At 58.5% G+C, this 8,151-nt stretch carries 9 protein-coding genes; 4 read left to right on the top strand and 5 right to left on the bottom strand.

The annotated features are described in order from the left end of the window. Positions 1-388 (top strand): single-stranded DNA-binding protein (locus tag ACEW72_RS03435; protein WP_373474983.1); only part of this gene is annotated, 388 nt, incomplete at its 5' end. Positions 389-424: 36 nt separating this feature from the next. Here the strand turns inward: ACEW72_RS03435 and ACEW72_RS03440 are convergent. Continuing rightward, the gene (locus ACEW72_RS03440; protein ID WP_373474984.1) at positions 425-1,552 is read right to left on the bottom strand and encodes a citrate synthase; all 1,128 of its coding nucleotides are present in this window, start codon (positions 1,550-1,552) and stop codon (positions 425-427) included. A 75-nt stretch (positions 1,553-1,627) separates the two neighbouring features. Here ACEW72_RS03440 and ACEW72_RS03445 point away from each other — a divergent pair, with 75 nt between their 5' ends. Beyond that, positions 1,628-3,004: a CoA transferase gene (locus tag ACEW72_RS03445; RefSeq protein ID WP_373474985.1), complete on the top strand. Its 1,377-nt coding sequence runs from the start codon at positions 1,628-1,630 to the stop codon at positions 3,002-3,004. A 135-nt stretch (positions 3,005-3,139) separates the two neighbouring features. After that, complete coding sequence (locus ACEW72_RS03450) at positions 3,140-3,724, top strand: nucleotidyltransferase family protein (protein WP_373474986.1); 585 nt, start codon at positions 3,140-3,142, stop codon at positions 3,722-3,724. Positions 3,725-3,776: 52 nt separating this feature from the next. Here the strand turns inward: ACEW72_RS03450 and ACEW72_RS03455 are convergent, their stop codons facing one another. From ACEW72_RS03455 to ACEW72_RS03470, 4 genes are all read right to left on the bottom strand, one after another. Beyond that, positions 3,777-4,295 (bottom strand): GNAT family N-acetyltransferase, encoded by a 519-nt coding sequence (locus tag ACEW72_RS03455; RefSeq protein ID WP_373474987.1) that lies wholly within the window; start codon positions 4,293-4,295, stop codon positions 3,777-3,779. 86 nt (positions 4,296-4,381) lie between these two features. Beyond that, positions 4,382-5,899 (bottom strand): type IV secretory system conjugative DNA transfer family protein, encoded by a 1,518-nt coding sequence (locus ACEW72_RS03460; RefSeq protein WP_373474988.1) that lies wholly within the window; start codon positions 5,897-5,899, stop codon positions 4,382-4,384. Between the two features lie 3 nt (positions 5,900-5,902). Further along, a complete protein-coding gene (locus ACEW72_RS03465; protein WP_373474991.1) occupies positions 5,903-6,121 on the bottom strand; it encodes a conjugal transfer protein TraD in 219 nt (72 codons plus the stop codon). Between the two features lie 79 nt (positions 6,122-6,200). Beyond that, on the bottom strand, positions 6,201-6,467 hold the full coding sequence (locus ACEW72_RS03470; protein ID WP_373474989.1) for a conjugal transfer protein TraD: 267 nt from the start codon (positions 6,465-6,467) through the stop codon (positions 6,201-6,203). Between the two features lie 175 nt (positions 6,468-6,642). Between ACEW72_RS03470 and traA the strand changes: the two genes are divergently transcribed. Continuing rightward, the coding region (gene traA, locus ACEW72_RS03475; protein ID WP_373474990.1) for a Ti-type conjugative transfer relaxase TraA at positions 6,643-8,151 on the top strand (1,509 nt) is incomplete at its 3' end.

Here is an 8,151-nt window from a genome sequence, read left to right on the forward strand (position 1 = left end):
CTGTCATGTCCGTCAGGACATTTCGCCTGACACGATCAGGAGACAGACAGTGCAGAACATCGTCGAATTTCACATCATCGGACGGCTGGGCAGGATCGACCCCGCCAAGAACGTCACCCACATCTCGGTCGCCACCAACTACAACCGTCGCGAAGGCGAAACGTGGAAGTCCGATCCGCAGTGGCACCGCATCACCCTGTTCGACAAGATGCGCGACCGGCTCGCCAACGCCACAATCGGCGATCTTGTCCGCATCACCGGGCGCATCGGCCAGTCGAAATACAAGGTTGACGGACACACCCAATACTCGGTTGACCTCATCGCGGACGGCTTTGCGATCCTCGCCAAAACCAAGGTGAAGACAGTCGAAGACGATATGCAGGACTGACCATCCAGCGGGGCGGCGTTGCCGCCCCGCTATGGTTCAGCTCGGCAAAACGCCAACATACTTACCGCGCGGCCTTATTAGTGTTCCGTCCCGATTTTGTTCGATGACGTGGGCGCACCAGCCAACAGCTCGACCAATGAGAAAGATTTGGAATGGCGCATCTTTGGGCAACCTTAAAACTTCAACCATCACCGCCAGCGCATAGTCACAATTGGGAAGCAACCCCGTAAGCTCGAAAACGCTCGCGGCGAGCGCCAGCAGATCAGCCGTTGGCTCGATATCCGAAAGCATCATAGCCGCACGGGGGTCGCCATCGGGATAGAGATTATGGCCGAATCCCGGAAGCATCCGGTCACGCTCTAGCCATTGCAGAACAGCTTTCTCCGCACCTTGCCGTCGGGAATCTTCGGCAAGGAAACGCAACGCTTCGCCAGCGCCGCCGTGGCGTGGGCCGGACAGTGTGCACAGTCCGGCAAGCAGGCAGGCGGGTAATGAAGCCCCGGTTGATGCGGCTACCCTCGCCGCAAATGTTGAGGCGTTAAGGTCGTGATCAGCCATTGCGACCAGCGCCTGACGTAAACGGTGCGAAGATTGCGCATCACAATTCCAGCCGCGAGCAAGTCGTTCATGTATTGGATCGAAACCACTTATTGCGCCGCAGACCGATGCCAATCCGCCAATTATCATGGCGGCATCCTGTGCAAGATGCTCGCTGCTGCGGCCAAGGATGGGCTGACCTTGTGACGCATAGGTGGCAAGAACGGAAAACGCATCCTCGCTCGCTTCAATGGTATGACCCGAAAAGTCGGGTGGACGGCGCACGTCCCAAAGGAGGGCCGCAGCCTCTTCGACCATCGAACTGCGGGCCAGTTCGATGGCATCTTGCCCGCGATAGTAGAGCTTGCCATGATGAATGGTAGAAAGGCTTGTCGGGATCGCCGGTTCTCCCCAGTTCATAGAGCTAGCCGCAATCGCTGCTGACCTGCGCCCACGCGCTTTGCGAACCGACACTTCTGCTATGTCATCGGCATTATACAGGCTTCGACGACTGTCGGCGGGATCAGATTGCACGCGGATGCGGCCCCGGCTCGCATAAGCATAGAGCGTTTGCGCTTTGACGCCCAAACGGGACAATGCCGTGTCGCGATCAATCCAACCATTCATGTTGATTATATGTATCAAGATTGATTGGATAGGCAACCGGTGATTAGTGTTACCGATCCGAACGATAGGTGCCTGATGTCCAACGATGTTACCCAATCCATGCTTGACTCCATTCTGGTCGCCCTTGACTTGCCCGATGAAGCCGGATCGCGAGTCACGTTTTCGGGTGAAGATCGATTGCCATCCTGCTTTCCTGTTTCAGAGCTTGCTGCCGCCTCAATAGGTGCGGCTGCCACGACGGTTTCCGAGTTGGTTGGTTTATTTTCTGCTGTCCCACCAGTCTCGGTGTCTTACCGGTCAGCGTCGCTCTGGTTTGGATGGTCGATCCAGCCGCTGGGCTGGGAATTACCAAGCCCTTGGGACTCCATTGCAGGCGACTACAAGTCTTCGGATGGATGGATCAAGCTCCATACCAATGCCCCGCATCACCGAGCAGCAGCGCTTTCGGTTCTTGACTGCGAACCCACCCGAGAGGCTGTCGCGGAAAAAGTCGAGACATGGCGCGGAGACGAGCTTGAAGACGCGATTGTCGCCGCTGGCGGCTGCGCCGCACGCTTGCGGTCTGGCGCAGAATGGGCGGCCCACCCGCAAGGCAAGGCGGTCACGGCGGAACCTTTGATAATCTGGACCACACCAAGCAACGGAATAGTCAGCGAATGGCGTTCCTCGCCCGCTCGCCCGCTTTCCGGCCTGCGTGTTCTTGATCTTACCCGCGTCCTAGCAGGGCCTGTCGCAACCCGATTCCTTGCGGGATATGGAGCGGATGTCTTGCGGGTCGATCCACCGGAATGGGATGAACCGGGCGTCATTCCCGAAGTCACGCTTGGCAAGCGCTGCGCAAGGCTCGACCTCAAAACCGTTTCCGGGCGCGATTCCTTCAAGAGATTGCTCGGAGAGGCGGATATACTGATTCACGGTTATCGCAGCGATGCGCTTGAAGGCATCGGTTTCAGTGCCGCAGAGCGACAGGCTATTCGTCCGGGCCTTATAGATATATCTCTTGATGCTTATGGCCATAGCGGCCCTTGGGCGCGGCGGCGCGGCTTTGACAGCCTCGTCCAGTTTTCATCCGGTATCGCGTCAGCGGGAATGGATTGGCAAAACGCTGACACTCCGGTCTCGCTTCCGGTCCAAGCGCTCGATCATGCTACGGGATATCTCTTGGCAGCAGCCGCAGTTCGAGGTGTGATCGCTAGAACAACCGGTTCAGGCACGTTATGCGCACGGGTGTCGTTGGCGCGCACTGCCAAACTTCTAGTTGATTACAAGGGCAGTCCATCAAACGCCGAATTTGCGCCGCCAATAGATGAAGACTTTGCCGCCGCCGTTGAGCAAACAGATTGGGGGCCAGCGCGGCGTTTGCTCCCACCAGTCAACATTGCTAGCACTCCGATGAACTGGACACGGCCAGCAACGAAACTCGGGTCCAGCACGGCGGGCTGGATTGCGTAAGTTCGTAACTGGCTCTGATGTCGAATCTCCTATCCGTGTAATGGCAGACAACGCCTTGCGAAATAGACGAAGCAGGAATCGGTGGAAGGGGCTACAGTGCTTCACATGGATCAGCTTGCCGTCCTTCACACGCTAATGACTACCGATCCTCTGCGACGTAAAGCGTTAGAGATCGTAGCGGCTCTTGACCTCCCGGATTGCTGGATTGGAGCGGGGTTTGTCCGTGACGCCCTTTGGGACCGCCTTCACGGGTTTGACGTGCGCGAACCCAACGGCGATGTTGATGTCATCTGGTATGACGCTGCCTCGCCGCAGGCTGATGTCGATGATTGCATTGAGCAACGGTTGTGCGGCGCGTTGCCCAGCCTGCGATGGTCTGTCAAAAACCAAGCCCGAATGCACCTTCGAAATGGTGATGATCCCTATCTCTGCGTGTCTGATGCCATGCGACACTGGCCCGAGACGGCAACAGCGGTCGCGGTCAGGCTTGGATACTCAGGTTCGGTGGAGGTCAACGCACCCTTAGGACTTCACGACCTGTTCGCCCTGCGATTGCGTCCAACGCCGCACTTCCTCTGTGACAAACTCTCGATATTTGTCGATCGGGTCGCCTCTAAGCATTGGATTGAGCGCTATCCGAAGCTCTTGCTTGAAGTGGCATCAATGCCGCCCCGTATTCATTGCGGAGTAGCCAACGACAAAGATGTTGGGGAGTGCTGACTGTCCGCTATCGGCGATCCGACTTGATTTGCTGCCGCTTGTGGCAGCAGCATCACGGCGTGCGCGACCGCACCATCCATTCGCGGGCACTTTGCCCATAGACTTGGGTAAGCTTTCCTGTGGCGTCCTCAGCTGAACGTAACCATTTGCTGCCAAGCCGCTCCGCAACGGCGATAGAGGCGCTGTTATCAGCATCAATGCAGTGGTTGATCTGGTCCCACTGAAGATTGATTAGCGTCCAATCGATAGCAGCTTCTGCCGCCTCGGTCGCAAAGCCTTGGCCCCAACACGTTGGCAAAATCGCATAACCAATTTCACTTGTGGCGCCCTCAGGTTTCCACGGTCCAACACGCCCGACCCATGTCTCAGACTGTTTCGTAAAAACGCTGAATAGACCGCAACCTCGGAGAGCCCACATGCCTGCGGCTGTCGCAAACATCTCCCAAGCCGCCGCTCGACTTTTAGGGCCACCGAAAAAGCGAGTGGCATTTTCGTCAGCGTCGAAGTTGGCCCACGCGTCGAAATCCGCTTCGACCGGTGGACGCATCAACAGGCGGGATGTTTCGATCATAACCATCATGCGAATATATGGCCGCTTTTGGCGAAGTCGCAAGCAGGTTAGAATGTCGCCAAAGTTGTCGGTAGCTGCCAATCTTTTCAAGTCACATCAAACATCCCCGCAAATTCCTTGTCCGTGTAATATTGTAATTTTTTCACGATCAACGGATTCTCGCCGACCCGCATCAGCAGCAGCGTATCAGGGGCGAGCTTCATAATTTCGTTCGGGTCCATCAGATTGCGGGTGGCGAGGTGCTCGGTTTTGCTCAAGGATCGTTCGGGGTCTTTGACCATCACGTCCTGTTCGCTCTGTCCGCCGGTTTCATAGGTGATGGTTTCACGACCTATCGTTTTCGACAGCATATCGGCGGTGTCATAATCATTGACCCCGAAGGCTTGGAGGACACCGGCATTGGAAAGGAACGTCCCGGCGTTCTTCCCATAGAGGCTGCGCAACTGGTGAATGTCCTGCAAGATCGGCCAGAGTTGCAGCCCGTATCCGGCCATCAGCCCCATCGCGCGCTCGATAGGTTGCAGCCGCCCGAGCGCGGCGAACTCATCGAGTAGGAACAGCACCGGGCGCAGCGGCTTGGCGGACGACCGCGCCATTTCGCCTATAGCTTGCGCTACCAACAGGCGGAGCCAGCGCGAATAGGTATCGAGCCGGTCAGGGGGCAAGATCAGGAACACCGTCGCCATGCTGTCCTTGAGATCGGCAAAGGCAAAATCGGACCCATTGACGACCTGGGCTATGCGCGGGCTGTCGAGAAAATGTGTGTGGCGTTGCGCGCCCGACAACACGCCCGCCGCTTCGCGGTGCGATTTGCTGAGGTAGCGATTTGCGGCGCGCGCGATCAATCCGCCAGCGCCGTCGCTTGCCTGCATCACCGTCAGCAGCGCGGTGAAGTCGTCAGGGGCCAGCGTCAGATAATCCCGAACGCTGGTCAGATTGCGGTGCGCGGCATCATCGTGGCAGACGACGTAGAGGATGATGCCCGAGATCAGGGCTTTGGCCTCCTCGTTCCAATGCGCTTCGGTTTCATTTTCATCGAACACCAGCGCATCGGCGAGCGTCATCGCATCTTCGGCAAGGTCGATGCTGTCGGCATCTAGATGGTCAAGCGGGTTGTAACGCGCCGTTGGTCGTCCCGTGATACCGAACGGGTCGAGGCAATGAACCGGCCCGAACGCCTCGCGCTGGCGTATGGTCACGCGAGCGTTCTCGCCCTTGGGGTCAATACAGACAACCGACCGTTTGGCAGTGAGCAGATTGGGAATGATCGTGCCAACCCCCTTGCCCGAGCGTGTCGGGGCAATGGTGATAAGATGGGCAGGGCCGTCATACCGAAGCAACCGGCCAAAGGTATCGCGCCCGATCAGCAGATCGCCTTTGTTCTTGGCCAGCGCGTTCACATCGGCGCGCGATCCGAACTGCGCCGAGCCAAGTGTATCGTCAGGAGGAGGGAACCTGACCTTGAGGTAGATGCCACCGATCCACGCCGCGAGGCCACCAATCAAAATGAGCCAGAATGCCGTGTGAGTCTTTGGCAGCCACCATGCGACAAGAAGCACCCCGACGAAGAGCAGCAACGCACAGCCGAGAAGCCGACCCTGCACCGATCAATCCTCCCCGTCCGCTGCTTCGGCTTCGGCATCAAAGGCTCGCTTGCCCCGCCGCTTCCAAAGCGCCAGCGCATCATCATCCCCGGCGCGGCCAGCAAGATCGAGCATCGCGCCGTAAAGGGTGGCACGGTCGTCACCCGAGAGTTCGACCAGACCCGATTTCTGGACGAGACCGCCCAGTTCAATCAGATGCCTTGTTCGTTCCCGTCGTTCCACCACCCACTCCCTTGTATCGTGGCGGCGCTGGCCTGATTCAGCCCGCCGTCGCGCCGCCGCGTTCTTTACCAGCGCCTGTTCAGTCGCCTTCAACAGCTTCATTATTTTTGCGCCCGCGCCCCTTGAGAAAGGTGGCACCGTCTGCGCGCCAGTTCTCCTTTACGGATTCTTGCTTGGCTTCGATAACGCCGTGGCGGAGCATCCCAGCGATTACCTCAAGGTCAAGTGCGTCGGCACCGGTCGCTACGACGAGCGCGCCAAGCTGCTCGACTTTGCGGGCTTTAATCAGCCGCGCCTTGTCGCTCAGGGCTTTTAATTCAGCATCATAATCCCGGACTTTACGCATTGCGTTTCTCCGATTACTTGCATTTAGAACGCTAGCGTATCCGCAAATTGCGTTTCAGACAACATCGTCATTCACATAGAGAAGCAAGTCACGCCAAAAATGGCGAAGACAGTTTTGAGTGCGCGCTTATACGTTGTTGCCAACGTTGCTTGAAAGTGAGAGACTCCGCAGTGTTATGGCGATCTACCATTTCTCTGCCAAAGTCGTCAGCCGCGCCAATGGTTCGAGCGCGGTTGCATCGGCTGCCTATCGCGCCGCCGAACGGCTAATCGACGACCGGCTTGGCCGCGATCATGACTTTACCAACAAGGCCGGTGTCGTGCATTCCGAGATCATGTTGCCGCAAGGTGCGCCGGAGCGGCTGGCAGACCGCGAGACACTTTGGAACGCCGTCGAGGCGGGCGAGGTTCGCAAGGACGCGCAGCTTGCGCGCGATGTCGAGTTTGCGATTCCACGAGAGATGAACGAGGCTGACGGCATCGCGCTGGCGCGCGATTTTGTCGCTCGCGAGTTTGTGGCGCGCGGCATGATTGCCGATCTTAATGTGCATTGGGATAAGGCCGCCGATGGCAGTCCCAAACCCCATGCCCACGTCATGCTGTCGATGCGCGAAGTCGGCCCCGACGGCTTTGGTCAGAAGGAGCGCGACTGGAACAGCAAGGAGCTGTTGCAGGAATGGCGCGTGAGCTGGGCCGATCATGTCAACACCAGCATGGACGAGCTAGGCCTTGATGCGCGGGTCGATCACCGGACATTGGAAGCCCAAGGCATCCCGCTAGAACCGCAGCACAAGATTGGTGCAGCGGGATCACGGCGCGCGATGCACGGCGAGGATGCCGAACGCGCCGACGATCATGTGCGGATCGCCTGCGAGAATGGCGACAAGATCATTGCCGATCCCGCGATTGCGCTCAGCGCTATTACGCATTCGCAAGCTACGTTCACGATGCGCGATCTTGCCCAGTTCGCGTTCCGGCATAGCGACGGCAAGGATCAGTTTGATTCCGTCATGGCTTCTATGCGCGGCTCCCCCGAGCTTGTTGCATTGGGCAAGGACGGGAAGGATCAGGAGCGGTTCACCAGCCGTGATATGATCGCGGTAGAGGAGCGGCTTGGCCTGTCCGCGTCGATGCTGGCGACCAGCGAGCGGCACGGGGTTGAGGATCGTAACCGCCATGCTGCGCTTGATGGCGCAGCAGAGCGCGGGCTGGTCTTGTCGGGCGAGCAGCGAGATGCGTTCGATCATGTCACCGGCGAGCGCGATCTTGCGTCAGTCGTCGGGTATGCCGGAAGTGGCAAGTCGGCGATGCTTGGCGTTGCGCGTGATGCTTGGGAACGTGAGGGCTATAATGTGCGCGGGGCATCGCTCTCGGGTATTGCCGCTGAAAATCTCGAAGCGGGGTCTGGCATCGCGTCGCGGACGATTGCCAGCTTGGAATATCAATGGAAACATGGCCGTGAGCAATTGAGCGAACGCGATGTGCTTGTCATCGACGAGGCAGGTCTGACAGGAACACGCCAGATGGAGCGGGTGCTGTCGGCGGCACGGGATGCTGGCGCGAAGGTCGTGCTTGTCGGCGATCCCGAGCAGTTGCAGGCCATTGAGGCGGGGGCGGCATTCCGCTCGCTCGCCGAAGCGCACGGGGCAGTTGAGATCACCGAGATTCGCCGTCAGCGCGACGAC

This window comes from Sphingorhabdus sp., assembly GCF_041737645.1.
Classification (GTDB): Bacteria; Pseudomonadota; Alphaproteobacteria; order Sphingomonadales; family Sphingomonadaceae; genus Sphingorhabdus_B.

Excerpts from the sequence above, each read along its gene's own strand:
- ACEW72_RS03455 (WP_373474987.1), bottom strand. The coding sequence starts at position 4,295 with ATGATCGAAACATCCCGCCTGTTGATGCGTCCACCGGTCGAAGCGGAT.
- ACEW72_RS03450 (WP_373474986.1), top strand. The coding sequence starts at position 3,140 with ATGACTACCGATCCTCTGCGACGTAAAGCGTTAGAGATCGTAGCGGCT.
- ACEW72_RS03440 (WP_373474984.1), bottom strand. The coding sequence starts at position 1,552 with ATGAATGGTTGGATTGATCGCGACACGGCATTGTCCCGTTTGGGCGTC.
- ACEW72_RS03470 (WP_373474989.1), bottom strand. The coding sequence starts at position 6,467 with ATGCGTAAAGTCCGGGATTATGATGCTGAATTAAAAGCCCTGAGCGAC.
- ACEW72_RS03445 (WP_373474985.1), top strand. The coding sequence starts at position 1,628 with ATGTCCAACGATGTTACCCAATCCATGCTTGACTCCATTCTGGTCGCC.